22 protein-coding genes and 3 tRNA genes are annotated in these 24971 nt (G+C 36.2%); 20 read left to right on the forward strand and 5 right to left on the reverse strand.

The window, feature by feature from the left end:
• Nucleotides 1–5 precede the first annotated feature (5 nt).
• A complete protein-coding gene (locus AC3WV0_RS08280) occupies nucleotides 6–197 on the forward strand; it encodes a DUF6496 domain-containing protein (RefSeq protein WP_488845605.1) in 192 nt (63 codons plus the stop codon).
• Nucleotides 198–239: 42 nt separating this feature from the next.
• On the opposite strand, the gene glgP is transcribed toward AC3WV0_RS08280, so the two are convergent.
• Nucleotides 240–1904 (reverse strand): alpha-glucan family phosphorylase, encoded by a 1665-nt coding sequence (gene glgP, locus AC3WV0_RS08285; protein WP_488845607.1) that lies wholly within the window; start codon nucleotides 1902–1904, stop codon nucleotides 240–242.
• 199 nt (nucleotides 1905–2103) lie between these two features.
• On the opposite strand from glgP, the gene AC3WV0_RS08290 reads away from it, so the two are divergent.
• The 4 genes from AC3WV0_RS08290 (at nucleotide 2104) to AC3WV0_RS08305 (ending at nucleotide 8272) form a co-directional block, all read left to right on the forward strand.
• Nucleotides 2104–2901, forward strand: coding sequence for a hypothetical protein (locus tag AC3WV0_RS08290; RefSeq protein WP_488845609.1), 798 nt, complete (start codon nucleotides 2104–2106; stop codon nucleotides 2899–2901).
• Nucleotides 2902–3031: 130 nt separating this feature from the next.
• Nucleotides 3032–5125, forward strand: coding sequence for a T9SS type B sorting domain-containing protein (locus AC3WV0_RS08295; protein ID WP_488845611.1), 2094 nt, complete (start codon nucleotides 3032–3034; stop codon nucleotides 5123–5125).
• Nucleotides 5126–5354: 229 nt separating this feature from the next.
• Entirely contained in the window at nucleotides 5355–6701 is a 1347-nt protein-coding gene (gene mtaB / locus AC3WV0_RS08300) for a tRNA (N(6)-L-threonylcarbamoyladenosine(37)-C(2))-methylthiotransferase MtaB (protein ID WP_488845613.1), read from the forward strand.
• Nucleotides 6702–6754: 53 nt separating this feature from the next.
• The gene (locus AC3WV0_RS08305; RefSeq protein WP_488845615.1) at nucleotides 6755–8272 is read left to right on the forward strand and encodes an FMN-binding glutamate synthase family protein; all 1518 of its coding nucleotides are present in this window, start codon (nucleotides 6755–6757) and stop codon (nucleotides 8270–8272) included.
• 38 nt (nucleotides 8273–8310) lie between these two features.
• Here AC3WV0_RS08305 and AC3WV0_RS08310 read toward each other — a convergent pair whose 3' ends face one another.
• Nucleotides 8311–9072 carry a hypothetical protein gene (locus AC3WV0_RS08310; RefSeq protein ID WP_488845617.1) on the reverse strand — a complete coding sequence of 254 codons (762 nt, stop codon included), beginning with the start codon at nucleotides 9070–9072 and terminating at the stop codon, nucleotides 8311–8313.
• Nucleotides 9073–9126: 54 nt separating this feature from the next.
• Between AC3WV0_RS08310 and AC3WV0_RS08315 the strand changes: the two genes are divergently transcribed.
• Nucleotides 9127–9564, forward strand: coding sequence for an RNA-binding S4 domain-containing protein (locus tag AC3WV0_RS08315; protein ID WP_090000310.1), 438 nt, complete (start codon nucleotides 9127–9129; stop codon nucleotides 9562–9564).
• 13 nt (nucleotides 9565–9577) lie between these two features.
• On the opposite strand, the gene AC3WV0_RS08320 is transcribed toward AC3WV0_RS08315, so the two are convergent.
• Nucleotides 9578–10093: a shikimate kinase gene (locus tag AC3WV0_RS08320; RefSeq protein ID WP_488845620.1), complete on the reverse strand. Its 516-nt coding sequence runs from the start codon at nucleotides 10091–10093 to the stop codon at nucleotides 9578–9580.
• Between the two features lie 114 nt (nucleotides 10094–10207).
• Between AC3WV0_RS08320 and AC3WV0_RS08325 the strand changes: the two genes are divergently transcribed.
• From AC3WV0_RS08325 to AC3WV0_RS08335, 3 genes are all read left to right on the forward strand, one after another.
• A tRNA-Lys gene (locus AC3WV0_RS08325) sits at nucleotides 10208–10280 on the forward strand.
• 35 nt (nucleotides 10281–10315) lie between these two features.
• Nucleotides 10316–10398, forward strand: a tRNA-Leu gene (locus tag AC3WV0_RS08330).
• A gap of 73 nt (nucleotides 10399–10471) precedes the next feature.
• Nucleotides 10472–10544, forward strand: a tRNA-Lys gene (locus AC3WV0_RS08335).
• 202 nt (nucleotides 10545–10746) lie between these two features.
• Here AC3WV0_RS08335 and panC read toward each other — a convergent pair.
• Nucleotides 10747–11595 (reverse strand): pantoate--beta-alanine ligase, encoded by an 849-nt coding sequence (gene panC, locus AC3WV0_RS08340; RefSeq protein ID WP_488845622.1) that lies wholly within the window; start codon nucleotides 11593–11595, stop codon nucleotides 10747–10749.
• A gap of 181 nt (nucleotides 11596–11776) precedes the next feature.
• Here panC and AC3WV0_RS08345 point away from each other — a divergent pair, with 181 nt between their 5' ends.
• From AC3WV0_RS08345 to AC3WV0_RS08385, 9 genes are all read left to right on the forward strand, one after another.
• On the forward strand, nucleotides 11777–12547 hold the full coding sequence (locus AC3WV0_RS08345) for a glycogen/starch synthase (protein ID WP_488845624.1): 771 nt from the start codon (nucleotides 11777–11779) through the stop codon (nucleotides 12545–12547).
• A 15-nt stretch (nucleotides 12548–12562) separates the two neighbouring features.
• The gene (locus AC3WV0_RS08350) at nucleotides 12563–14134 is read left to right on the forward strand and encodes a DUF4270 family protein (RefSeq protein WP_488845626.1); all 1572 of its coding nucleotides are present in this window, start codon (nucleotides 12563–12565) and stop codon (nucleotides 14132–14134) included.
• A 42-nt stretch (nucleotides 14135–14176) separates the two neighbouring features.
• Nucleotides 14177–16030 carry a glutamine--fructose-6-phosphate transaminase (isomerizing) gene (glmS, locus tag AC3WV0_RS08355; protein WP_488845628.1) on the forward strand — a complete coding sequence of 618 codons (1854 nt, stop codon included), beginning with the start codon at nucleotides 14177–14179 and terminating at the stop codon, nucleotides 16028–16030.
• 108 nt (nucleotides 16031–16138) lie between these two features.
• Nucleotides 16139–17557: a T9SS ring complex lipoprotein PorK/GldK gene (gene porK, locus AC3WV0_RS08360; protein WP_488845630.1), complete on the forward strand. Its 1419-nt coding sequence runs from the start codon at nucleotides 16139–16141 to the stop codon at nucleotides 17555–17557.
• 58 nt (nucleotides 17558–17615) lie between these two features.
• Complete coding sequence (gene porL, locus AC3WV0_RS08365) at nucleotides 17616–18308, forward strand: type IX secretion system motor protein PorL/GldL (protein WP_488845632.1); 693 nt, start codon at nucleotides 17616–17618, stop codon at nucleotides 18306–18308.
• Nucleotides 18309–18359: 51 nt separating this feature from the next.
• The gene (gene porM / locus AC3WV0_RS08370) at nucleotides 18360–19952 is read left to right on the forward strand and encodes a type IX secretion system motor protein PorM/GldM (protein WP_488845634.1); all 1593 of its coding nucleotides are present in this window, start codon (nucleotides 18360–18362) and stop codon (nucleotides 19950–19952) included.
• A 16-nt stretch (nucleotides 19953–19968) separates the two neighbouring features.
• Entirely contained in the window at nucleotides 19969–20907 is a 939-nt protein-coding gene (gene porN, locus AC3WV0_RS08375; protein ID WP_488845636.1) for a type IX secretion system ring subunit PorN/GldN, read from the forward strand.
• 55 nt (nucleotides 20908–20962) lie between these two features.
• Nucleotides 20963–22003, forward strand: coding sequence for an NAD(P)/FAD-dependent oxidoreductase (locus AC3WV0_RS08380; RefSeq protein WP_488845638.1), 1041 nt, complete (start codon nucleotides 20963–20965; stop codon nucleotides 22001–22003).
• A 54-nt stretch (nucleotides 22004–22057) separates the two neighbouring features.
• Nucleotides 22058–22318 carry a SemiSWEET transporter gene (locus AC3WV0_RS08385; RefSeq protein ID WP_090000320.1) on the forward strand — a complete coding sequence of 87 codons (261 nt, stop codon included), beginning with the start codon at nucleotides 22058–22060 and terminating at the stop codon, nucleotides 22316–22318.
• A gap of 84 nt (nucleotides 22319–22402) precedes the next feature.
• Here AC3WV0_RS08385 and AC3WV0_RS08390 read toward each other — a convergent pair whose 3' ends face one another.
• The gene (locus AC3WV0_RS08390; protein ID WP_488845640.1) at nucleotides 22403–22801 is read right to left on the reverse strand and encodes a hypothetical protein; all 399 of its coding nucleotides are present in this window, start codon (nucleotides 22799–22801) and stop codon (nucleotides 22403–22405) included.
• Nucleotides 22802–23308: 507 nt separating this feature from the next.
• Here AC3WV0_RS08390 and AC3WV0_RS08395 point away from each other — a divergent pair.
• Together AC3WV0_RS08395 and AC3WV0_RS08400 are read left to right on the forward strand one after the other, a co-directional pair.
• Nucleotides 23309–23701: a hypothetical protein gene (locus AC3WV0_RS08395; protein WP_488845642.1), complete on the forward strand. Its 393-nt coding sequence runs from the start codon at nucleotides 23309–23311 to the stop codon at nucleotides 23699–23701.
• Nucleotides 23702–23837: 136 nt separating this feature from the next.
• Nucleotides 23838–24917, forward strand: coding sequence for an efflux RND transporter periplasmic adaptor subunit (locus tag AC3WV0_RS08400; RefSeq protein ID WP_488845644.1), 1080 nt, complete (start codon nucleotides 23838–23840; stop codon nucleotides 24915–24917).
• The last annotated feature ends 54 nt before the right edge of the window (nucleotides 24918–24971 follow it).

Raw genomic sequence — 24971 nt, forward strand, 5'->3', positions numbered from 1 at the left:
ATATTATGAGCAAGACCAAATATTCAGAAAAAGCTCAGGACAAAGTAGAAAAGGTAATGCACGAATTCAAGGAAGGAAAACTGAAATCTTCTTCCGGAGAAAAGGTGACAAGCAGAAAACAGGCGGTTGCCATAGGTATTTCTGAAGCAAGAGAAAAAGGTTTGAAAGTACCTAAAGAAAAAAAGAAAAAAGATTAATTTATAAAACCGGCTTGAAAATTTTTCAAGCCGGTTTTGTATTTATCCGTTATAGTTATAAAGAATCTTATAATACTCATCCGCCATTCGGTCACTGTTGAATTGGTCTTTCACATCGTTCATCGAATTATACTGGATTTTTCTCCATTTATTCGGATTATCATAATAAGCAGGAAGAATTTCATTTTCAAGAATTTCGTATAGTTTATTCATGTCATAATTATCCTGCTCATAAATACTCATGCTCTCATACTCACCCTTCGGAACCACGAAAGAATTTTCCCCATGTTTTGCAAACTCAGGGATCCAGCCATCATCCGTTGATAGATTTACTGATCCGTTCATGGCAGCAGTCATCCCGGAAGTACCGGATGCTTCTCTTGGAACTCTTGGGTTATTTAACCAAAGATCAGAGCCCTGCTTTAAAGATTTGCTTAAAGAAAGTTCGTAGCCGGTGAGTACCGCCATGTTTTTGTTGTTTTTACTTTCTTCCACCAGGGAATTAAAAATAGAAATTGCCGAATAATCCATCGGATAGGGCTTTCCTGCCCATATAATCTGTACAGGATATTTAGGGTGATTTAAGAGTTTGTAAAATCTTTCTTTATCCTGTAGAAGGAGATCTGCCCGTTTGTAACCTGCGAATCTTCTTGCCCAGACAATCGTGAAAATATTCGGATTAAAAAGATTACCGGTCTGGTCGGCAACGATATTGAATAATCTTTTCTTTAAATGTTTTTTGCGATAGTCGAAAATAGTTTCATCATTCACATCTTTGGCATTATAAAGTACTTTATCCGACCAGTATTTAAATTCCTGTGCATTGGTGATGGAAGTTATTTCACAGATGCCTTCATATTTGCTCCACATCGTTCTGGAAACCACACCATGGAGTTGCGAAACGCCATTGGCAATGCGGGCCATTTTTAAAGCGCAAAGCGAATGGTTGAAGCGGTCGTCGCTGGAACCTTCAATTCTTTTTACATCTTCCATGCTGAAGCCTGAAAAATAAGACATGTCATAGCAAAGTCTAAGATTGTGCTTTTCATTTCCAGCCTCTTCGGGAGTATGTGTTGTGAAAACCAGTTTTTCTTTAACTCTGTTGAGGTTTCCATTGTATTTTTTAAGTAAATGAAATGCTGCCGGAAGTCCGTGAGCCTCATTCAGATGATAAATATCCCTGTCAAGATTCATTTCATCCAGAAGTTTTGCTCCACCTTTTCCTAAAAGTATGTACTGTGCCAGTTTAGTAGACTCGTTGGCATCGTACAGTTTATGGCAGATGGTTTTTGATACATGATCATTCTCCGGAACATCCGTGGAAAGAAAGAACATGGGCGCCGTATGGAAAATTTCAGGATCAAGATACCATACTTTTACCCAAACCGGCGCACTATGGATTTCAATCTGGAATTTTATACCGGTATCTTCAAGAAAGCTGTACATTTTTTTTGTCCAGACAGGCTGTAAGGTCTGATCATGATTTCTGGCCTGATCGTAATAGCCGAATTTCCACAGAATTCCTATTCCTACAAGATCCTGTTTCAGATTGTAAGCACTTCTCATATGAGATCCTGCTAAAAATCCGAGACCTCCGGAATATATTTTTAAAACCTGCTCTATGGCAAATTCCATTGAAAAATAAGCTACTTTTTTAGAATATTTGGGATTAACGCCGAAAGGCATTGTAAAGTTTCTAAAATCCATGCATCACAGTTTTATATTTGAAAGGTCAAAGGTATTAAATATGAAAGTAAACAATATGTTAATTATTGGATAATTATGTTTAAAAGAATAATAATAATCATTTTTTTACTTACCTTTAAAATATAAATTTTTGATAATCAAAACTTCATGACCTGAAAGCTGAAGTTTTATGTGTTCCATAATAATAAAAAGCAAGCACATGAAAAAAGCATTTTCTGATGAAGATTTAATTAAAAATCTAAGCCTTTATTATCTGAATCGACATTTGAAAAAGAAGCCGATTGAGAAATACCACCGTACAATAGATCAGTCCCCGCTTCACGACCGTGAAAAATACAAGAAAAAGACAGAGATCTTGCTTCTTAATTCCTTTATGCATCATTTTCCTGATGTTAAATTTGAAGATCTGACTTGTGAAAGTCCGGATTTTATTGCAAAATTCAATGACAAAAAAATCGGAATAGAATTGACCGAAGTGATCAATCATCTTGAAATGAAAAAGATCGAAAGCAGCTTAAATAAAATTTTCCGTCAGGCAGAAATATTATTGGAACAGGAAGACACTACGAAATATCGTGGTGTTTATTTTTTAGAATTTCACTCAAATATCCGACCCGATACTCTCGAAAATCAACAGGAAATTATTCTGAATATTTACAAAAGTATCAGACGCGGAAAACCGGTTGGCTGTGTCAAGAGCATAAGAAAATCTTTTCATCGAAGAAATGTTTTCATCACGCACGAGTACAATATGAATCTCTTTGACGAATTATGTTCTGAAAAAATTCTAGAGCTCATCGAAAAAAAGAACGAAAAATTCCCTTATTACGATACTTCTGTCGATGAATGCTGGCTGGTGATTGTTTCGGATATGAATTCTATTGCTTCACGCTATACTTTTATCCGGGATAAGGAACATCTGCATCAGGTAAAAAGCCCTTTCCATAAAATTTTTCATCTCGAAAACCTTTGCGGAAATATCACCAGTATAAAATGATTTATTGAGAATATTTGATTTTTATTTCATTTTTAATGAATTATTTTAAATAAATTAAGATAAATTGCTGCAAAATGGTTATATTTGAAATACTCTAAGTAATTACTAATCATAACCAAATTGAAAAAGCATGAAGAAATATTTACTCCTGTTTTTACTTTTACTTTCGCGAGCATTATATTCTCAGGCAGACTGCGCAACAGCGCTTTCAGTATGCGGAAATTCAGACATTACCTATTCTCCGTCTGGTATTGGTGCAACCAATGAAAATTTAGGTGGTTGCCTCATAAGTGGCGAGCATAATTCGATCTGGTATAAAATTACCATTGCAACTGGCGGAACATTAACTTTTAATCTTGTTCCCAGTGATCCGGATGCAGATTACGACTGGGCAGTATATGGTCCTAATGCGACTTGCGGAAATCTTGGGGCGCCCATACGATGCAATGCCGCAACGGTTATAGGAGTTGGAGCTGCTACCGGGCTCAACATGACTAGTACTATTACCAGTGCGGCAGGAGGTTCTCTTACGCCTTATTGTAAATATCTTGATGTGTTGCCGGGCCAGACTTATTATCTGTACATAGACAACTGGGTGGACGTTTTTAATCCCATCACGGCCCCTTTCTCACTGACATGGGGCGGAACCGCAACACTTGCTTCGCCGTTTACGAACCCGAATATTCAGACGCAGCCATTCACTCCGCCAGGAGCTCCTGCAGCAAACCCTGCAGATCCAAGAGAAATTATCATCTGCCAGAATCCGGCTGTTTTTGATTTCAGTACTTTATCAGCGGGTATACTGAATGGAAATGCCAATTTCCAGATAAGTTATCATACAACACAGAATAATGCGCTTTCAGGAGCAAATCCTATTCTTACACCACAGACGGTGAGTACTACTGCGACCTATTATTGCAGTATTCACTACCAGGATCCTGCAGATCCTAATAACCCGATAAACTCCTGCAGACAGGTAGGTGCTTTCAAATTTAAGCAGGGGACTATTACTGGGAATAATGTCACGATTTACGGATGTAACAATAATAATGCAGGGACTGCAACTTTTAACCTTACTACAGCTGCCGTATTCGGAGATCCTACTGCTGTAAAGCAATATTACCATACGATGAGTGATCTTAATGCTGGGATTAATCCAATTACCAATGCTGATACATTTGTTTCTGCTGAAGGAGTTGTATATGTGAAAATTACCTCTCAGTACGGCTGTGTGGCAACAGCACAGATTACCCTGAAGTTCTATCCTCAGGTTGTCGTTTCGGAAGCAACTTTAAGATCATGCTTTATTGAATCTAATCCTTCAACGGCTTTGTTTAATCTTACAACAGCGCCGGTAACCACTCAGACAGGAACTAAAACGTATTTTCCTTCTTTAACTGATGCACAGAATAATACAAATCCAATTCTGAATTTCGCAAACTATATTTCATCTAATGGAGCGGTCTTTATAAAAGTTACTAATGCAAATGGTTGCTACGCCATTGCAAAAGTCAATCTGATTGTCATTCCGCCCGTATATTCGGATGTTTTGAAGGATAAAACGATTTGCATGGAAGATAAAACCACGCTTGACGCAGGGCCGGGCTTTGCTTCCTACGAATGGAGTACTGGGGCTACTACACAGACAATATCTAATGTAGGAGTAGGAACCTACTGGGTAAAGCTGAAAACAGGAACTTGTATAACGCAGCAAACGGTAACGGTATATGCGTCTGAACAACCTGTGATTTCGTCTGTTGATATTGCCAATAATACAGTTACAATAAATGCTGCAGGCGGACAGGCTCCTTACCAATATTCTACGGATGGCATCAACTGGCAGGAATCTAACGTATTTGCCAACATGCCGAGAGGTGATAATCATGTTTTCCTTAAAGATGCTTATGACTGCGAGCCTATTACGATCACAGTCGTTGTTCCCAACTTAGTAAATGTGATTACGCCGAATGGAGACGGAATCAATGATGTAATTGATTATTCTGCACTGGGAAATAAACAGAATCTGGTATTTAATATTTTTGACAGATATGGCAATAAAGTATTTCAGGCAGATAAACTCAGAGGCTACAAGTGGAACGGAACCATGGAAGGTAAAAAAGTTCCTACCGGCACTTACTGGTACTCTGTAACCTGGAATGAAAATGATAAAAAGAACACCCCGATCAAATATTCCGGTTGGGTGATGGTAAAAAACAGGGAATAAAATTTAAACTGCCGCGAAAGTGGCAGTTTTTTATGAAAATCAAATGCTTGGTTAAATAGCTCCTACAAGTTCAAACATACAATAAAACTCATTTTCTTAGCACATAATATCCGTTTTCTTACATTGTAAAAGCCCGGAACTCAGGGATGAATTCAAACAATAGAGTGAATCAATTTACAATTTATATTAAATTGATTATCTTTGCACCCACAAAATTCAGGATCAATAAATGTCTCAATTTCACAGAACTGCCGCATTTCATACCTTGGGCTGCAAATTAAATTTTGCGGAAACATCTACTATTGCCCGTCAATTAACAGATGCAGGATATGAAAAGGTGAGTTTTGATGATAAAGCAAACGTCTATGTGATCAATACCTGCTCAGTTACGGAAAATGCCGACCGTGAGTGTAAACTGCATGTAAAAAGAGCAATGAAGGCCAATCCCGAAGGGCTTGTCGTGATTGTCGGATGCTATGCACAGCTTAAACCAGAAGAGATCTCACAAATCGAAGGAGTTGATTTAGTTCTTGGAGCTAAAGAAAAATTCAATATTCTTAGCTATCTGGATGATCTTGAGAAATCTGAAAGTGAAGGTATTGTTCATTCTTGTGAAATTGAAGAAACTGACTTTTTCATAGGAAGTTATTCCATAGGGGACAGAACAAGAGCTTTCTTGAAAGTTCAGGATGGCTGCGATTATAAATGTACTTACTGTACAATTCCCTTAGCAAGAGGGATTTCGCGTTCAGATACCATTGAAAATGTTCTTAAAAATGCCAGAGAAATTTCTCAGAAAAATATTAAAGAAATTGTTCTTACGGGAGTAAATATTGGGGATTACGGTAAAGGTGAATTCGGAAACAAAAGACATGAGCATACTTTTTTGGATTTAATTTCTGAGCTCGACAAAGTAGAAGGAATAGAAAGAATCCGAATTTCTTCCATTGAGCCGAATCTTTTGAAAGACGAAAGTATTGAGCTGGTTTCTAAGAGCAGAAGTTTTGTTCCGCATTTTCATATTCCGCTGCAATCCGGAAGCGATGAGCTTCTGAAAAAAATGAAGCGTCGCTATCTTACTAAATTATATAAAGACAGGGTTACTAAAATTCGTGAGGTGATGCCTCATGCAGCAATCGGCGTTGATGTAATTGTTGGCTTTCCCGGTGAAACAGAAGAATTGTTTATGGAAACTTATAATTTCCTTAATGAACTTCCTATTACTTACCTCCATGTCTTTACCTATTCTGAAAGAGAAAATACCGAAGCTGCCGAGATGGCAGGCATAGTTCCTATTCCTGAAAGAAAAAAACGCAATAAAATGCTCAGAATTCTTTCCGAAAAGAAAAAGATGGCATTCTACCAGACGCAGCTTGGAAAAACACTTCCTGTACTTTGGGAACATGAAAATAAGGACGGGAAAATGTTTGGCTTCACAGAAAATTATGTGAGGGTACAAAAAGATTTTGATCCTGAATGTGTCAATCAGATTGAATTCCTGAACTTAGAAAAAATACTGTCAGATGGCACGGTTTCTGTGCAATCTTCTTACGAAAGTTTTTTAGCGAAAGCCTAGGGTTTCTGCTAAATTTCCACTACATTTAATTTTTAACTTTAAATTTTACATTCATGAGAGATAAGTTTTTATCTTGGGGGATTGTATTGGTAATTGCTACGTGGGTTGTGGCGTTGCTGATCAGGGCGCATTACTGGATACCCATTCTCCTGACGGCAATTTATGCGCTGGGTGTGCATAATACCTATCAGACAAAACATGCTATTCTGAGAAATTTTCCTGTATTAGGCTATTTCCGATATTTTTTTGAAAGTATTTCACCGGAAATGCAACAGTATTTTATTGAACGGGAAACGGACGGAAAGCCTTTTCCGAGAAATCAGCGTTCTGCAGTATACCGAAGAGCTAAAAATTTAGGTGATACTGTCGCTTTCGGGACACAACTGGAAGTTAATCACCGCAAATATGAGGGAATCAAACATTCCATTTATGCAAAATCTCCTTCAGAGGAACTTCCGAGAGTATGGGTGGGAGGAGAACAGTGTAGCCAGCCTTATCATGCTTCTTTATTTAATATTTCAGCAATGAGTTTCGGATCATTAAGTGACAGGGCCCAGATTTCTCTTAACAGAGGTGCAAAAAAAGGAAACTTTTATCATAATACAGGAGAAGGGGGGATTTCTCCCTATCATCTTGAAGGAGGTGATCTCTGCTGGCAGATCGGAACCGGATATTTTGGGTGTAGAGATGACGAAGGAAAATTCAATCCTGAGCTTTTTGCAAAATATTCCAATCTTCCCAACGTGAAGATGATTGAGATTAAATTGTCACAAGGAGCTAAACCCGGACACGGCGGAGTATTGCCTGGCGTTAAAAACACCCCTGAAATTGCTAAGATCCGTCACGTCACCCCGGGAATGACTATTATTTCACCGCCATCACATTCAGCGTTTTCTGATGCTGCAGGATTGCTGAGGTTTGTACAGCAGCTGCGAGAGCTTTCAGGAGGAAAGCCTGTTGGATTTAAACTTTGTATAGGAGATACAAAAGAGTTTGAAGATGTGTGTGTTCAGATGAATGTGCTTAAAATTTATCCGGATTTTATAACCATTGATGGTGCGGAAGGAGGAACAGGAGCTGCACCACCGGAATTTTCTGATGGAGTAGGAATGCCGTTGGAACCTGCATTAATTTTTGTCAACAAAACATTGAAAAATTACAACTTACGAAATAAATTACGGGTGATTGCCAGCGGAAAGGTTTTGACAAGTCTTGATATTCTGAGAGCTATTGCTATGGGTGCGGATATGTGTAATAATGCGAGAGGATTTATGTTTTCATTGGGATGTATACAGGCTTTGAGATGTAATTCAAATAATTGTCCGACAGGCGTTGCGACTCAGGATAAAATGCTTATCAAAGGTCTGGATGTTACTGATAAGGCGGAAAGGGTCTATCATTTCCATAAGAATACGCTTCATACCTGTAATGAGCTCATAGCTGCTGCCGGAAGATCTTCTTATGAGGAAGTAGATGCCAGCATGTTTATGAGGGGTGATGAATTTGACCATCTTTCGGATCTCTATTTCCCGGATATTTTAGGGAATGTAAAAAGTAAATCAAATTTTTAAACATAAAAAAAACGCTTCATTTTTTGAAGCGTTTTTTGTTATTTATCACCTTCAGGCCTTACATTAGCCTTATAAATTTCAAAATTAAATACAAAACAATTATTCTGGAGAGAATATCCGGTATAATTATAATGTGTATCTCTTGCAAAGGCAGCTCTTGACGGAACAATAATAACCCCCTGCAAATTGTAAGCATCACCGTCAGCTTTGTCGGCAAAACCTTTAAAATATTTTAATCCCTCCTGAAGCCCTTCGATTTCGTAATAGCTTCTCTGTTTTGCTGCAGTAGAATTGTTGGTATTATCTACTATAGATTTTTTAACATAATAAAATGCGGGGTCTGTCACAGGAGATCCTGAGCCATTAATCGTGTTTAAAAGTGTTCCTGCACTGCCAAAAGAAACTTTTCCGTCATTTTCTGTAGCTAGATAATAGTTCGCTCTCATCATTGTTCTGATCTGTGTTGCATTATCTGCGGTAGGATTAGTCTCCAATGTTACACCTGCAGATGGTTGAGCGCCGGTTCTTATAATGTAGATCACCCCCGAAGGAAGCTTTACAGGGCTAAGCTCAGAAAGTTTTTTTTCATTATCATCAGCAGTATCTGTTGAGCTGAAAGCTTTTATATTTCCTTGTGCATCGAGATAATTCTCATCCATGAATTTCTGAATAGCCTGATCATCATATGAATTTCTTACTGCTATGTCATCCGGTTCTACAAAAGTTTCAACCTCATCATCCTTTTTACAAGCAGAAAAACACAGAGATCCCGCAAGGATATATAAAAATATTTTTTTCATTTCAAAAACTTTAATTACTTTACAAATAATATAACGACAAAAGTATAAAAAATTATGAGAATAGATAAATTTTTATGGAGCATTCGTTTTTATAAAACCAGAACCATTGCTACTGAGGAAATTAAAAAAAACAGGGTTTCTATTGGTGATTCGGTGGTGAAGTCTTCTAAGGAGGTGAAAGAAGGCGATGTGATCAAGATCCGTAAAAATCAGATTGACTATAAAATAAAAGTTATACAGATCCCAAAAAGCAGAATAGGAGCGAAGCTGGTTCCGCTTCACATAAAAGATGTGACGGATAAAGAGCAGTATGAACTTTTGAAAATGCGCAAAATGTCTCAGGATTATTACAGAATCAGAGGTGAAGGAAGACCCACGAAAAAAGACAGAAGAGATATGGATGATTATGTAGAAAATGATATTTCTTCTGATTTTACCGATTGGGATGACTTTTTTGGTGAAAAAGATGGTGACAATTCCGAAGATGATTAACAAACATAAAGCTCTAGTGATAGAGCTTTTCTATTATCTCAGCAACGATTTCTTCAGGCTCTCTGTTATCAGTAATTACATTAAACTGCGCTTTGCCATAAAAAAGATTCCGCTCAAACAGGTGCTTTGCAATAAATTCCGGGAGATCTTCATCTGAAATATTGGCAATCAGAGGACGCTTTTCTTTCTGCTTGCTGAGCCTTTCTGATAAAGTGCCTACAGAAGCCCTTAAAAAAACACTTTTTGAGTTACTGTTAATGATCTCCATATTATTGTAATAAGCAGGAGTTCCGCCACCAAGGCTCAGGATCACATTTTCCTCTGTAGCCAGAATTTCTTCAAGCGTCTCCCGTTCAAGCTTTCTAAAGTATATTTCTCCCTTTTTCTCGAATATCTCAGGAATGGTTAATTTATTTCGTTTAGAAATCTCTTTGTCGAGGTCAATGAGCCTAAAATTGAGTTTTTCGCTTAATATTTTGGAAATGTGAGATTTGCCACTTCCCATGTATCCGACCAGTGAAATTATCATGATTTTTTTTAAACAAATTTGCAAAAAAGTTTTGAGAAATAAAAAAAAGCTATATCTTTGCACCACTTAAAACAAGGGACATTATTCAAATGAAAACTTGATAATAAAGTGGCCGACTCGGTAGCTCAGCTGGTAGAGCAATACACTTTTAATGTATGGGTCCTGGGTTCGAATCCCAGCCGGGTCACAAGCGAAAAATTACTAGATTTTTGTAATTTTATTGCCTGCGTGGTGAAATTGGTAGACACGCCATCTTGAGGGGGTGGTTTCCTAAGGATGTGCTGGTTCGAGTCCAGTCGCAGGCACTGCAGAAAATTGAAATAATTAATACTGAAAAATAAGAATTTTGTTTTATATTTATCATTATTAATTGTGGCCGACTCGGTAGCTCAGCTGGTAGAGCAATACACTTTTAATGTATGGGTCCTGGGTTCGAATCCCAGCCGGGTCACAAGTTTACTGAAAAGTAAATTTTTTTCATATTAATATTTTGTGATTTGGTGTTTCAAAGGCTTCCTTCAGGAGGCCTTTGATTTTTTTTATATGCTCACTATTATTTTCTTTCAAAAAAAGCGTTACCCGAAAGTAACGCCTGTATCTTACCGTAAATGTCTCAAATCTTTAGTCTAAGCCTCAACCTCAGCCTATTCTTTTTAATCCAAATGCATATTGTCAATCAATCGTACTCCGTCTACAATCACTACGATAAACGCTCTGAAATTTCTGTCCTTATAGAAAAAATCTGTTTCTTTTAACGTTTCTTCATCAGCAATCAAAAAGTATTCAAGCTGCATTCCTCTTTGATTGTCGAAAATATCCTGTACCCTCTGTTTGATTTCGGGAATCGTGATGACACGAAACCATTCATTGACTTTTTTTAAGGTTTCATAGATAACTTTTGATGCTTCTCGCCGATCTGAATCAAGCCTTTGATTTCTGGAACTTAAAGCTAATCCGTTTTCTGCTCTGTAAATTGGAACACCTTTTATTTTGACCGGAAGTTTTTTCTTTTCAACCATTTTTCTGATAATAGCCAACTGCTGAAAATCTTTTTCGCCAAAATAGGCATTGTCGGGTTTTACCTGTCGGAAAAGTTCTTCTACAACTGTTCCTACGCCATCGAAATGTCCTGGCCGGGATTTGCCTTCCATTTCATCCTCCAGTCCGTCGAAATTATAATGTTGGCTTTCCGTTTTTTCAGGATAAATATCGGTTACTTCAGGAATATAGACCGCATCTACAAGTCCTGATTTTTCAAGAATTGAAATGTCTCTATTGATATCTCTCGGATATTTTTCAAGATCTTCCGGATTATTAAATTGGGTAGGATTAACAAAAATTGATGAAATCACTAAATCATTTTCTTCTCTTGCATTTTTATAAAGCGATAGATGGCCATTGTGAAGAGCTCCCATCGTAGGTGCAAAACCTATCTTCTTTCCCATTTCCTTCTGTCTTTCAATGAAATCCTGAAGAATCTTCTTGCTTTTTAAAACTTCCATAGTTTATTTTAATAGTAATTCAAAAATACTAAAAATATCATATAGTAATGATACACTTAGAGACTGTTTTAATAATTTCAGCACGCTAATTATCGTAAAAAAATGTTAATTAAACTAATGTTGAATGTTTTTTCGTAATTTTGCGCATTAAAGCATTTTTACAAAAATTAGATAGAAGTTTATGCCGAATCAAAAAATACTGTACATTACTACAGAGATGTATCCATATCAGGAAGATACAAATATGGCTGCAGTGGTAAACAAAATGGCACTTAAGATGCACAATGAAGGCAATGATGTAAGAGTTTTTATGCCAAGATTTGGACAAATAAGTGAAAGGAAATTCCAGCTTCATGAGGTGATCCGTCTGTCCGGAATGAATATTATTATTAATGATCTTGATCAGCCTCTTATCATTAAGGTAGCGTCTCTTCCGGGGGAAAGACTTCAGGTTTACTTTATTGATAACGAAGAATATTTCAAAAGAAAACAATATTATTTTGACGATGAAGGAAAACCTTTTGAGGATAATGACGAGAGAGCGATTTTCTTTGCCAGAGGTGTAATCGAAACCATCAAAAAATTAAACTGGGTTCCGGACGTGATTCATTTAAACGGCTGGATGTCTTCTTTTGTTCCTGTTTATCTTAAAACGTATTACGAATCAGATACCTATTTCAAAGATGCAAAAATTGTCCTTTCTTTATACAATGAAAAGGATGCTGCTTTAGCTGCAAATATTGACGAAAAGCTGAAATTTGATAATATTTCAGGATTAAAAGCGTTAGATAATCCAAGTGTAAAAACTTTTGTTATCGAAAGTATGGACTATGTGGATATGGTCGTAAAAGGAGACGAATTCCTTGACGAAGACCTGGATAAGGCTTTTAACGAAACATCCACCTCAAAGTCGGAATACCTTGACGTAGATTCTATTAATCAACTTTATTAAAAAAACACATTTTTAATGACTCATACTATTAAAAAGACAATCACAGCATTATGTCTGGTGATTTTGGGAAGTGTATTGCTTTATAACTGTGAGCCGGATCCGGACAGCCTTGGAGAACAACTGTTTCTGAATGGTGCAGCGCAGGGCAAAGAGGAAGCTTTCCCTGTAATTGCTTATAATATTGATAACAACGATACAATCCGAACCGATGCGGCTAAACTTGCGTATGGCGTGCTGGGAGCTTTCGATGAAAGTCAGTTTGGAATGCAGAAAGCATCATATTTAACACAGGTAAAACTTTCAACCTACGATCCGGATTTCGGGACAAACGCAGTGGTTGATTCTGTAGTTTTGGTTATAAAGCCACGATTCGCCAGTGATTCTGTGACTACAAATACGGTAGATGATAACTATACATATACTACTGCAGCTGATGGTGCAGTAAATGCGAAGAAAGTCGTAAATACTTATCCTGCCTTAAAATTCGGAAAGGCAAAAAGAAATTTGACCATCAAAGTACATGAAGTTACTACGTTCCTAAAATCAGCTTCAGATACGGTAAAATCCAATGCTTCGTTTGAGTTTGATAACACAAGAGAACTTGGTTCAAAAGTATTTAACGGTAATGTTAGTTCAGTCGCAATTACAAAAGATGATGGGGGAACTGCCTTGTTTACGGCATCCACTCCGGGTATCAGAATTCCATTGGATAAGCAATTTTTTCAGGATAAGATTATTGCTAAAAAAGATCAGACTGAACTTTCGGATGCATCAAATTTTATCAGATATCTAAAAGGCTTAAGAATTTCTGTTGCTGAAAATGATGGATATCTTTTCCAATTTTCTCCGAACGATATGGAGATGATCATGTATTATAAATATGAAACTACGGGCAGTACGACGAAAACGCAAACCTCTTACTCATTTGTAATGGGATCTGGAAATGCGCATATTGGTCAGTATCAGTATCAAAGAGGAAATTCGTTCAAAAGTAATCTTGCTGGCAATATGCGGCTTTATGCCCAGGGTATGGGAGGTCCTTCCATAGGGATTAAGATTCCAGAATCGACCATTATTAAACTTAAAGAATTATATCAAACAGAAAAGGCAGGTATCATCAGTGCTAAAATAAGACTTTACCTTGATCCTACTTGGTATAACACGAATTATCCAAAGCCTAAAGAATTTACTTTACTGCGTAAATATGTAGACCCAAGTACTACGGGGCCTACGAAGGTGAGAGCGGGCTTTACCAATGATCTGTTAAAACTTGGAGGAGTTCCTGGATTTACAATCTTCAAAGCATATGATAATGGTGCAGATAAAACATACTATGATTTTTCAGTCACACAATCAATAAAAGAGCTGATTGAGCCTAATAGCAAATTAGATACTGATAAAACTGAAACTAAATATTTTAAAATAGATTTAGGAAGTTTTGAATTAAATTCCGATCAGACATCACTGGCCGGATACAAATTTACGTCAGCTTCCTATAATACAGTCAGAGCAGTGTTCATTAATGATGCTGCGAATATCAACAATCCTAATAGGGTTCAGCTTTTGGTTACTTACGGAACAAAATAATACTTACACACTTAAAGAAACACTTAAACACTTGATATAATTATGTGCGGAATCGTTGGATATACAGGTTTTCAAGACGCTTACGATATAGTAATTAACGGTCTTAGAAGACTAGAATACAGAGGGTACGACAGTGCCGGAATCGTTTTGGAAGATGGAAATAATAAGCTGGAAGTTGAAAAAACCAAAGGTAAGGTAGAAGATCTTGTCAATATTTCCAGTCAGTTGAAAGGTAAAGCTAAAATCGGAATGGGACATACACGCTGGGCCACCCATGGTGTTCCAAGTGACAGAAATTCTCACCCGCATTTGTCTAATAACGGTAAGCTGGCTATCATTCATAACGGGATCATTGAAAACTATGATACCATTAAAACAATGCTTACGGAAAAAGGATTTACTTTCAAATCTGAAACGGATACTGAAGTGTTGGTCAACCTTATTCAGTATTTTATGGATCTTAATGCCGAAACAGATTTTCCTACTGCTGTAAGATATGCTTTGAACGAAGTTTATGGTGCGTATGCTATTACAGTAATGCATCAAGACTATCCTGGGGTATTGGTTGTTGGTAGATTAGGCTCTCCTTTAGCCATCGGAATCGGCGATAAAGAATATTTTATTGCTTCAGATGCTTCTCCTTTCGTAGAATTTACAAAAGAAGCTATTTATCTTGAAGAGGGGCATATGGCAACTATTTCATTGGAAAATGGGGTAGATATCAGAACTATTACTGAAAATTCTAAAATAGTGCCTGAAATCCAGAAGCTTAAATTAAGTCTTGAGCAAATTGAAAAAAGCGGATATGAGCATTTTATGTTGAAAGAAATCTTTGAACAGCCAAAATCTGTTCATGATACGATGAGAGGAAGATTGCTGGTTGAAGAAGGCGTTATCAAAATGGCCGGAATCTGGGATCATATCGAAAAATTCAAAAATGCCAACAGAATCATTATTATTGCGTGTGGCACATCATGGCATGCAGGATTAATTGGAGAATATCTTATTGAGGAATACGCAAGAATTCCGGTGGAAGTAGAATATGCTTCTGAATTCAGATACAGAAATCCAATTATTACAGATAAAGATGTTGTAATCGCAATTTCTCAGTCAGGAGAAACGGCAGATACAATGGCCGCTTTGAAACTGGCAAAAGAAAAAGGCGCATTCATTTATGGTATTTGCAACGTAGTAGATTCTTCTATTGCAAGAATTACCGATGCTGGATCTTATACGCACGCAGGTCCGGAAATTGGTGTTGCTTCAACAAAAGCTTTCACTGCACAGCTCACTATTCTTACTTTAATTGCATTTAAATTAGGTAAACATAACGGAAATTTAGGAAATGCAGATTTCATGAGCTTGATTGCAGAATTAGATGCTATTCCTAAAAAAATCGAAGATGTATTAGACGCTACCCATGAGCTTGTACAAAATATAGCTAAAGATTTCGTACAGGCAACAAATTTCTTATACTTAGGAAGAGGGTACAACTATCCGGCAGCGCTTGAGGGAGCTTTAAAGCTAAAAGAAATTTCATATATTCACGCTGAAGGTTATCCTGCAGCTGAGATGAAGCATGGTCCGATTGCTCTGATTGACGAAAATATGCCAATCGTTATCATTGCACCAAAAAAAGGACATTACGATAAAATTGTGAGCAATGTTCAGGAAATCAAGGCAAGAAAAGGAAAAGTAATCGCTGTGGTAAACAGAGGAGATGTTCAGGTAAGCGAAATGGCAGATTATGTTATCGAGATTCCTGAGACTTCAGAATGTTTTTCACCGATCGTCGCATCTGTGCCATTACAGCTGTTAGCATACTACATTGCGGTATACAGAGGAGCAAATGTTGACCAGCCGAGAAACCTTGCTAAATCTGTAACTGTGGAATAAAAAATACTTGTAAATAAAATAAATTTAGATTTCTTTCGTTATTTCAAAAAAAATCTTAAAAGTTTCTTAAAAAAATTATATATTTACGGCTTAATTATAAAAATTAACATGAAAAGGATATTTCTTTTATTATTGTCTGCGTCAGTAGCGTCGGTATCTTGTTCAGGTGGTGGTACTTCTTCTGTGGGGAAACCAGGAACAAAAGGAGAGTTGATACCAAGAGAAAAAACAAAATCATTTGTTGCGGAAAGACCATACGGCATGGTTGCAATTCCTGCAGGATCATTTGTTGCGGGGCTAACTGATCAGGATTTTACAGACAGTCCTGAAAAAGCTCAGGCTAAAACTGTTACTGTTTCTTCTTTCTTCATGGATGAGGCAGAAACTACTAATGCTGAGTATAGAGTATTTATTAATTATGTAAGAGATTCTATCGCAAGAACGCTGCTTGCTGAAGCTGCCGGAGAAGGTGGTGAAGGTAAAGGAAGAGGAACAAGCATAGGAGATTATGCATATCTTGCTCAAAAAGAAGAAAACTTAACACCATATCAGGAATATTTAGAAGCACAGGGTGGAGGTGATGAAAGCTCTTTCGATCCTACCAAAAAAATTGACTGGAAAGTTCCATTGCATTGGAATACGTCTAAATATCCAGACGTAGAATATGCAGAAGTTCTTGAGTCAATGTATTTACCTGCTTCTTCAAGAGTTGGTAATGAAAGAATCCTTGATGTTAGTAAACTTAAGTACACTTACAGATGGGGAGATATGGATATTGCTCTTGCTGAAAAAGAAAGAGGGGTAAATTACCTCAGAAGCGAAAGCATCGCAATCTATCCTGATACTACCGTTTGGGTAAAAGATTTCCATTTTGCTTATAACGAACCATTGTTTGAACAATATTTCTGGCACAAAGCTTACAAAGATTATCCGGTAGTTGGAGTTACCTGGGATCAGGCAAGAGCTTACTGTAACTTCAGATCAAAACTGAAATCTGATTATAACGAAAGTTTAAAAAGAAGAAAGCAAAGACCATTGCAATTCAGACTTCCAACAGAAGTAGAATGGGAATACGCTGCAAGAGGTGGAATGCAAAATGCTACTTATCCTTGGGGAGGACCATATTTAATGGACGACAGAGGTTGCTACCTGGCAAACTTTAAACCTAAGAGAGGTGATTACATGGAAGACAACAAAAAAGGTACTTACACATATACTGCTCCGGTAAAGAAATTTAAGAAAAACGGTTATGGATTATATGATATGGCTGGAAACGTTTCTGAATGGACATTATCTGCTTACAACAACTCTTCATACGGGTTCTCATCTACATTAAATCCTTCTACAAAAGATTTAGCTGATATGAAAAAATCAGTCAGAGGTGGTTCTTGGAAAGATGTAGGATATATGCTGATGACTGGTGCCAGAGACTGGGAAAGAAAAGATTCAGCAAGAAGCTATATAGGATTCAGAACTGTACAGGATATTCCTGAAGCTGCTGTTAAGCCAAGAAAAGTTAACAGATAATTTATCAAACCCTTATTTTTCAATATTTTTTATTTAACATTAAAAAAAACTAACTTATATGTTTAAGACTAAAGATGCTTGGATGAATTTCTTTTATTCATTCGGTGCTGCAATTGTAATTCTTGGAGCTTGGCTTAAAATTACTCACATCAACATTGGACCGATTACTGGTAACGTTGCTCTTACAGTGGGACTTATTACAGAAGCGATCATCTTCATTATCTTCGCTTTCGACCCGCCAAAAACTGAAGAATCTTATGCTTGGGAAAACGTATATCCGGAATTATTAGATAAACATGCAAACCCGAATCCTTTACATTCTAATGTATCTTCAAAAAATACAGTAGATCATTTTGCTGAACTTGAAAATTCTCTTTCAGGAAAATTAGATAAAATGCTTCAGGATGCTAAATTGGATGTTCAGTTATTCGAAAGATTGAGAACAGGAATCGATAAATTCTCAAGTTCTGTAGATCAGATCAACCAAACGGTAGACGTTTCTGCTTCTACGCACAAATATAATGAGCAATTGAACAGAGCAGCTCAACATATGGAAAGTATGAATGCACTTTATGCAATGCAATTGGAAAACGGACAAAGACAGTCTGATTTTGCTAAAAAGTATGTAGAAGATATGCAAAAATCTGTTGAACATTCAGAAAAATTCAACCAAGAATTACAAGGTTTAACATCTAACTTAAATAACTTAAACAGAGTTTATGGTGGTATGTTGACTGCTATGAAGTCTTAATCCTTAACCATTTCTAAATTTAACTACTTAATCTAAAACAAAAAGAAAAGAATGGCACAAGGAAAACAGACACCTCGTCAGAAGATGATCAACCTGATGTATTTGGTGTTCATCGCGATGATGGCTCTAAATATTGATGCGGAAATCATAAGATCATATTATGACTCTACAGTGGCTTTAAAGGAAACTCGATTATTAACAGAAAGGAAAAACGAAGATATTTTCGAGAAAACTCTTGAAGCTAAAGCTCAGCAGGTACCTGATACCTATGCTCAGCCTTGGCAACAGTATCAGCAGCTGAAAGAGAAAATCAATGCTTTGGTTCAACATGCAGATCAAATAAAAGATAAACTAAAAAAAGAATCTGAATTTGTAGAGAGAGATCCTAAAACAAAAAAATTAGTTGATGTTAGCGAAAATTTCTCTGCATTGAATAACAATGAAGCGACCACGAAATACTTCTTTAAAGACGGTGACGAAAATTCTGCGTCTAAAGGAGCTAAAGATTTAAAAGCTAAGATTGATGATGTAAGGAATTTTATTAATGCGACTTTCGGAGGAAACTCTCAGCTTAAAGATTTAATTGACAGAGCAAATAAATCATTAATCGCTGAATATCCTAAAGGACAGTCTCCTAATAATAAAACATGGCTCCAGAATAAATTCTATCATCAGCCACTTATTGCAGCGTTGTCTAATCTTGAGATTATTCAGAATGATGCAAGAAATGTTCAGTCTGATGCATTAGCATTATTATTACAGGAAAAAGTGGATGCAAACATTAAATTTACAAGCTACGAAGCTATTGTATCAGCACCAGTTGATGTTGTTGCAGGAAAACCTGCTGAAGCGGTTGTAATGTTAGGAAACTATTCAAACAGTAATAAGATCAGTATTTCAGGTGTAGGAAGACAGGAAAATGGTAAAGGATATGCAACTTTAAATACAAGCGGAATAGGTCCTCACACTTTAAGTGGAAGTATTTCTCTAGCTGATGCTACTGGTAAAGTTACAAACTATCCGTTTACGCATACATATAACGTAATCGCTGGTCCTCAGGAAGTGAAACTTCAGAAAGGTTTATTGCTTTCAGCGGATAAAATGAATGTAATGTACAGAGGTCTTGAGAACCCTGTTTCAGGATCTATTTTAGGTGCTGACAATGCCAAGCTTTCATTATCTGCTCCTGGAGCAGCTGTTAGAAGTACTGGTCCTGGCAAGTGGAATGTAAAACCGGGTGCAGGAAATGTTCTTAAACTTACTTTATCAGGAACTGATCCTTATGGAAAATCAATTTCTCAGGTATTTGAGTATAGGATCAAGAATATTCCTCCTCCGCAAGGCCAGATCAGAGGTAAAAATTCATTACCAATGCCGGCTACTTCGGTTGAAAATCAACAGCTTCAGGCAGTTATTCCTGACTTTGATTTCCCGGTATCATTTAATGTGACTTCATTCATGGTAAGAATTCCGGGTAGAGCTGCGTTGCAGGTTCAGGGTAACTCTCTGAAAGAAGCAGCAGGATTATTCAGAAACTTACGACCTGGTGATGGTGTATATATCTTTGATATTAAGGCTACGGCTGTTGGCTTAGGAGATTATAAAGTTGGAAATATCTCACCTGTATTAATTAATGTCCAATAAAATTAATTCGATCATTATGAAAAAATATATTAGCAGTTTTTTAGTATTAGTTTCGGGATTCGCATTCTCCCAGACTATCCTGAATGCTTCTTCTCCGGAAGAATTCAGAAAAATGAGAGCTGAGAACAAAATGAAAGTAGGAGATACTGTTATCGACAAAAAAGTAAAACCTTTGGAATATGGTTATGTTGATGAAAAAGATATCCTTAAAAGCATGTTTGTTTGGGAGGTTATTGATATGAATGATAAAATCAATCAGCCTTTCTATTACAATAATCCGGACGGGTTATTATCTACCGAAACAAAATCTTTATATAAGCTTTTGCTGGATGGTGCGATGAATGGTGATATCACTGAAGTTTATGATGATGAGAATTTCGTTGTAAGACTTACTCCTCAGCAAATCAAGGATAGATTGGTAAGTGTTCGTGTTGATGATGAAGCTGTAAACATCCTCAATAGCGGACGTCAATTGACTGAGCAGGAGAAAAAAGAGCTTACCGACATTTATGAAACAACTACCGATAAGGTGAAAGTTTTAAAAGTATTCGGAATGTGGTTTATTGATAAGAGAGATGGACAGTTAAAGTACAGACCTCTCGGGATTGCTGCAATGGGTCCTGATCCACAGATGATTGGTAGAGTTGGTCCTGACGGACAGCCTATCGAGGGTGCAAATGATCTTATTGATCTTTTCTGGGTGTATTATCCGAATGCAAGAGAGATTTTGGCTAATAACTATGTATACAACAGAAAAAATACATCTGCAGACCTTTCTTTTGATGATTTAATTAATGCAAGAAGATTTTCTTCTGTGATCTTCAAATCTTCTACCGGTCTTGGCGACGGAGTTATCAAAGACTATATCCCAAGAGATGCCGATGAGCAGATGGAAGAAAGCGACAGAATCAAAGCGCAGATTCTTCAAATGGAAAATGATATGTGGAATTACTAAGATTTCACTTGATAATTATAGAAAACCTGAGTATTTTTACTCAGGTTTTTTTATTATGAAAAATGTAGATTATATCATTGTAGGAGATGGCTATGCTGCCCTTTTTTTTGCTCACCAGCTTATAAAAAATAACAAATCATTCATACTGTTTTCAGAACAAAAAAAGAGTGCTTCTCAAATATCCGCAGGTATTATCAATCCTGTAGTTCTTAAAAAGTTTACTACCTTCTGGAAGGCTCAGGAACAAATCGATTTTTTAAAGCAAACTTTACATGAGATCGAAAGCTATACCGGACAAAACTATTTAATTGATACCCCGATCCACAGAATTTTCCATGATGAAAAAGAAAAGGAACTCTGGCTCAAAAAATCAGAAAATGATGAACTGAAATTTTTTTTAGATAAAAATTTTGATCATTTAAAGGTGGTAAAAAATGACTTTTCTACAGGAAAGGTCAATCAATCAGCAAGGCTTGATGTTAATGGATTTTTCACGGGTCTATTTGATTTTTTAGAAAATCAAGGCTGCATCATTACACAAAAATTCAGATATTCTGATCTGGATAGTTCTGTAAATACTTATAAAGATTTTAACTATAAAAATATACTTTTCTGCGAAGGTATGGGAGTGCAGCAAAATCCGTTTTTTTCGGATATCCCTGTTAATGCAAATAAAGGGCATCATATTAAAGTAAATCTTTCTCAATCAATCCCTCAGAATATTACTATTAAAAAGAAACATTTTCTTTTCCCTCTAAATGAGAAAATATATTTTTATGGAGGAACCTATGATAGAGAACAGCTTCATCACGAGATTGATGATTCTGCAGTAGAGCAATTAAAAAAAGGATTGAATGAATTTTACCCTTATGATTTTAGTATTGCAGAAATAAACTTCGGCTTCAGACCGACAGTTAAGGACCGCCGCCCTATTATTGGAAAACATCGTGAATTCCAGAATATGTATGTTTTTAACGGGCTTGGAGCACGGGGAATTCTCAATGGCTGTTATTTTTCAAAAAGCTTATTCGATTATATTGAAAAAAATATTCCTTTACCGGAGGAAGTATCCCTCGAGAGATTTGTGAGCAAATAATTCAAATCATTGTATGACTGTGCAAAATTTCTTATCTTGAATAAAAGATAAATTATGAACGAGAATATTCTGGGAATTGTTGCGGGAATTCTTACCTCCGTTTCCATGATTCCGCAGTTGGTTAAAGTGCTAAAAGAGAAAAATGCTGAAGATCTTTCCTGGACTATGATCTTGGTACTCATTTCGGGACTTTCACTGTGGGTATGGTATGGATTTTTAAAAAATGAGCTGCCTATAATACTTTCTAATGCTTTTGCTGTTATTGTCAATGTCATTTTGCTTATATGCTGCATGATCTACAAAAAGAAATCATAAAAAACGAACACTTTTGCAAAACGCAAAAGTGTTCTCATTTATGGTAATGTGTTATTTATTCTTTTGATTAAATCTTCCAGAAGACTAATAGGATGCCATTTTTGTACCGGATGAAATTTTATTTTTTTTATGGTGAAATAAAACAATATTATAACCTTTTCTGAGAAAAGTTACTTCTCCTCTCACATCAGAATATTGATAATCTGCGTCAGTAGCAGTATATTCCGGTAATTCATGACTTTTTTTCAATTCATAAGTTTTTCCGTCTAATCGTATGATAACGGTATTTTGTGTTTCATTAACGGCAACTTCGAGCTGATCACCAAAGTCATCTGTAAAAACATCTTTAGTAATTTTATCCTTAGGAGCGTTAACTTTTTCACTGATATTTTCAAGATTTACCTCTTCCTCTTTAGGTTGATGACTACATGCTGTTAAGGTAAAAACCATAAAAATGGTGATAATGTAAAGTAACTTTTTCATAGGATGTGATTTTAGTGCAATTCATTTATGTGGTGTTAATTACCTATAAATGTACGATTAAATTAAAAATAATCTGTTAATTAATTATAAAATATTGATAATAATTACGGCTGAATAAATAACTCAACATTTGTGGAATTTTATTATAATTTAAATTAACATGATCAATAAAAGATTCCAGAGCTTTAAATAAGCAATATTTTACACAATTCACTATTTCAACTTTTTAATGATTGTTAAGTAATTTATTAAAATTATGATTTATTAACATTTTAACTTGATTTATAATGTTTCTACTTTAATCAAATTTGATACCATGAAGTGAAAAATATTGTATATTGTAATATAAAACAATGAAAATTAGTTAATTAATTCATGATGGTTTAGTGAGTTTGCTACAATTCAGCTAAATTAAAGGAGTGTTAAATATTGTTAACAAATAGAACTATTATTATTTTCTTCTGATAAATAATCCGTGTAATAGTATACATTTGTGCCTTGAAAATCATGAGAAATTATATAGTGTATTTTTTGACGGCCCTCTTTCTATTATTCGTAGTAGAAAGTAAAATTAACGTCAGAACACTGAACAGCAATTACACCTCTCATTCTTCTCAAAAACTTCCTAAAAGAGCCAATCGGTTAAACCAAACCTATGAAAAACTTTCTATACAGCAAGGTTTCGATGATATCAGTGATATTTACTCGTTCGAGCTTGCAGAAGAGGATTTTCAATTTTCAGATAATTTACATTCGGTTGTAGTATTAGCTTGTGTTTTTACGCTAATATATATATATGGTTTAGAGAGTTATAAAAAATCAAAGCCTGTCATTCATGGCTTTCTTTCTGACCTTTTCAATAATAAAAGATTCATTCTGATTCGTTCTATCAGAATTTAAATTTCATTTTCCGATGTATTTTCTGCATTTATTTGCGGGAAATATTTTGCGTTGTATTGCTGGTAATCATACATCGTGTACACTCTTATTACCACTTCCTATTAAAACATTAACGATTTATATAAACTCTAAAATTATGAAAAGAGTTGTCGCAAGCATTGCGCTAAGCAGTCTTTTATTGTTCAGCTGTAACAAGAAAAAAGAAGAGAAAGAAGAAGCTGCAGTTTATCCCGTAACCTCGCCGGTGGTCATGGATACTGTGATTGACAAAGAGTATGTAGCTCAGATCAGATCTGTAAAGAACATTGAAGTTCGTGCACAGGAAAAAGGTTTCCTTGAGAAAATTTTTGTGGATGAAGGTCAGTTCGTGCATCAGGGACAGACATTATTCAGGATTATGCCCAAATTGTATCAGGCGGAATTGCTGAAAGCTCAGGCAGAAGTTGCCCAGGCCACGATTGAATTGAAAAATGCCAGTACATTGGCTACCAACAACATTGTTTCCAAAAACGAAAGAGCAATGGCTAAGGCAAAGCTTGACGCTGCAAATGCTGAAGCCAAATTAGCCCAGATTCACCTGTCTTTCACAGATATAAAAGCTCCTTTCTCAGGAATTATTGACAGAATTCCATTAAAACTGGGAAGTTTGGTTGATGAGGGAGATCTATTGACTTCCCTTTCAGACAACAATAATGTGTACACTTATTTTAATGTATCAGAACCGGAATATCTAAATTATCAGCGAAATGTGGCTTCAAGAGGAAGTAAGCTGGTTGATCTGGTTATGGCCAATGGTGATATATTTCCGCAGAAAGGTGAAGTTCAGACTATTGAAGGAGAATTCGACAGTGAAACAGGGAATATCGCTTTCAGGGCAAAATTTCCAAATCCTGATAAACTCTTAAGAAACGGTGAAACAGGAAAGGTGAGAATGACTTTGCCGCTTAGAAATGCTTTGATTATTCCTCAAAAAGCAACCTATGAAATCCAGGACCAGAAATACGTTTTTGTCGTTGATAAAAATGGGGTGGTGAGATCTAAAAACATCAAAGTGGCCTATGAGCTTCCTGATGTTTATGTAGTGGGCTCAGGATTGTCTACCGGAGATAAGATCTTATTGGAAGGGGTACAGAAAGTGAAAGACGATCAGAAAGTTCAGACGAAGTTCCAGGATCCGAAAAAAGTTCTTCATTCATTAAAATTAAAAGCAGAGTAAAATACGATAACTGATAAGCGATAATGATGCTGACTCGCTATCTACCATCTTTTC

The sequence above is a fragment of the Chryseobacterium sp. 27AL genome (genome assembly GCF_057815395.1).

Coding starts and splice junctions, on each gene's coding strand:
- AC3WV0_RS08280 (WP_488845605.1), top strand. CDS start 6: ATGAGCAAGACCAAATATTCAGAAAAAGCTCAGGACAAAGTAGAAAAG.
- glgP (WP_488845607.1), bottom strand. CDS start 1,904: ATGGATTTTAGAAACTTTACAATGCCTTTCGGCGTTAATCCCAAATAT.
- AC3WV0_RS08290 (WP_488845609.1), top strand. CDS start 2,104: ATGAAAAAAGCATTTTCTGATGAAGATTTAATTAAAAATCTAAGCCTT.
- AC3WV0_RS08295 (WP_488845611.1), top strand. CDS start 3,032: ATGAAGAAATATTTACTCCTGTTTTTACTTTTACTTTCGCGAGCATTA.
- mtaB (WP_488845613.1), top strand. CDS start 5,355: ATGTCTCAATTTCACAGAACTGCCGCATTTCATACCTTGGGCTGCAAA.
- AC3WV0_RS08305 (WP_488845615.1), top strand. CDS start 6,755: ATGAGAGATAAGTTTTTATCTTGGGGGATTGTATTGGTAATTGCTACG.
- AC3WV0_RS08310 (WP_488845617.1), bottom strand. CDS start 9,072: ATGAAAAAAATATTTTTATATATCCTTGCGGGATCTCTGTGTTTTTCT.
- AC3WV0_RS08315 (WP_090000310.1), top strand. CDS start 9,127: ATGAGAATAGATAAATTTTTATGGAGCATTCGTTTTTATAAAACCAGA.
- AC3WV0_RS08320 (WP_488845620.1), bottom strand. CDS start 10,093: ATGATAATTTCACTGGTCGGATACATGGGAAGTGGCAAATCTCACATT.
- panC (WP_488845622.1), bottom strand. CDS start 11,595: ATGGAAGTTTTAAAAAGCAAGAAGATTCTTCAGGATTTCATTGAAAGA.
- AC3WV0_RS08345 (WP_488845624.1), top strand. CDS start 11,777: ATGCCGAATCAAAAAATACTGTACATTACTACAGAGATGTATCCATAT.
- AC3WV0_RS08350 (WP_488845626.1), top strand. CDS start 12,563: ATGACTCATACTATTAAAAAGACAATCACAGCATTATGTCTGGTGATT.
- glmS (WP_488845628.1), top strand. CDS start 14,177: ATGTGCGGAATCGTTGGATATACAGGTTTTCAAGACGCTTACGATATA.
- porK (WP_488845630.1), top strand. CDS start 16,139: ATGAAAAGGATATTTCTTTTATTATTGTCTGCGTCAGTAGCGTCGGTA.
- porL (WP_488845632.1), top strand. CDS start 17,616: ATGTTTAAGACTAAAGATGCTTGGATGAATTTCTTTTATTCATTCGGT.
- porM (WP_488845634.1), top strand. CDS start 18,360: ATGGCACAAGGAAAACAGACACCTCGTCAGAAGATGATCAACCTGATG.
- porN (WP_488845636.1), top strand. CDS start 19,969: ATGAAAAAATATATTAGCAGTTTTTTAGTATTAGTTTCGGGATTCGCA.
- AC3WV0_RS08380 (WP_488845638.1), top strand. CDS start 20,963: ATGAAAAATGTAGATTATATCATTGTAGGAGATGGCTATGCTGCCCTT.
- AC3WV0_RS08385 (WP_090000320.1), top strand. CDS start 22,058: ATGAACGAGAATATTCTGGGAATTGTTGCGGGAATTCTTACCTCCGTT.
- AC3WV0_RS08390 (WP_488845640.1), bottom strand. CDS start 22,801: ATGAAAAAGTTACTTTACATTATCACCATTTTTATGGTTTTTACCTTA.
- AC3WV0_RS08395 (WP_488845642.1), top strand. CDS start 23,309: ATGAGAAATTATATAGTGTATTTTTTGACGGCCCTCTTTCTATTATTC.
- AC3WV0_RS08400 (WP_488845644.1), top strand. CDS start 23,838: ATGAAAAGAGTTGTCGCAAGCATTGCGCTAAGCAGTCTTTTATTGTTC.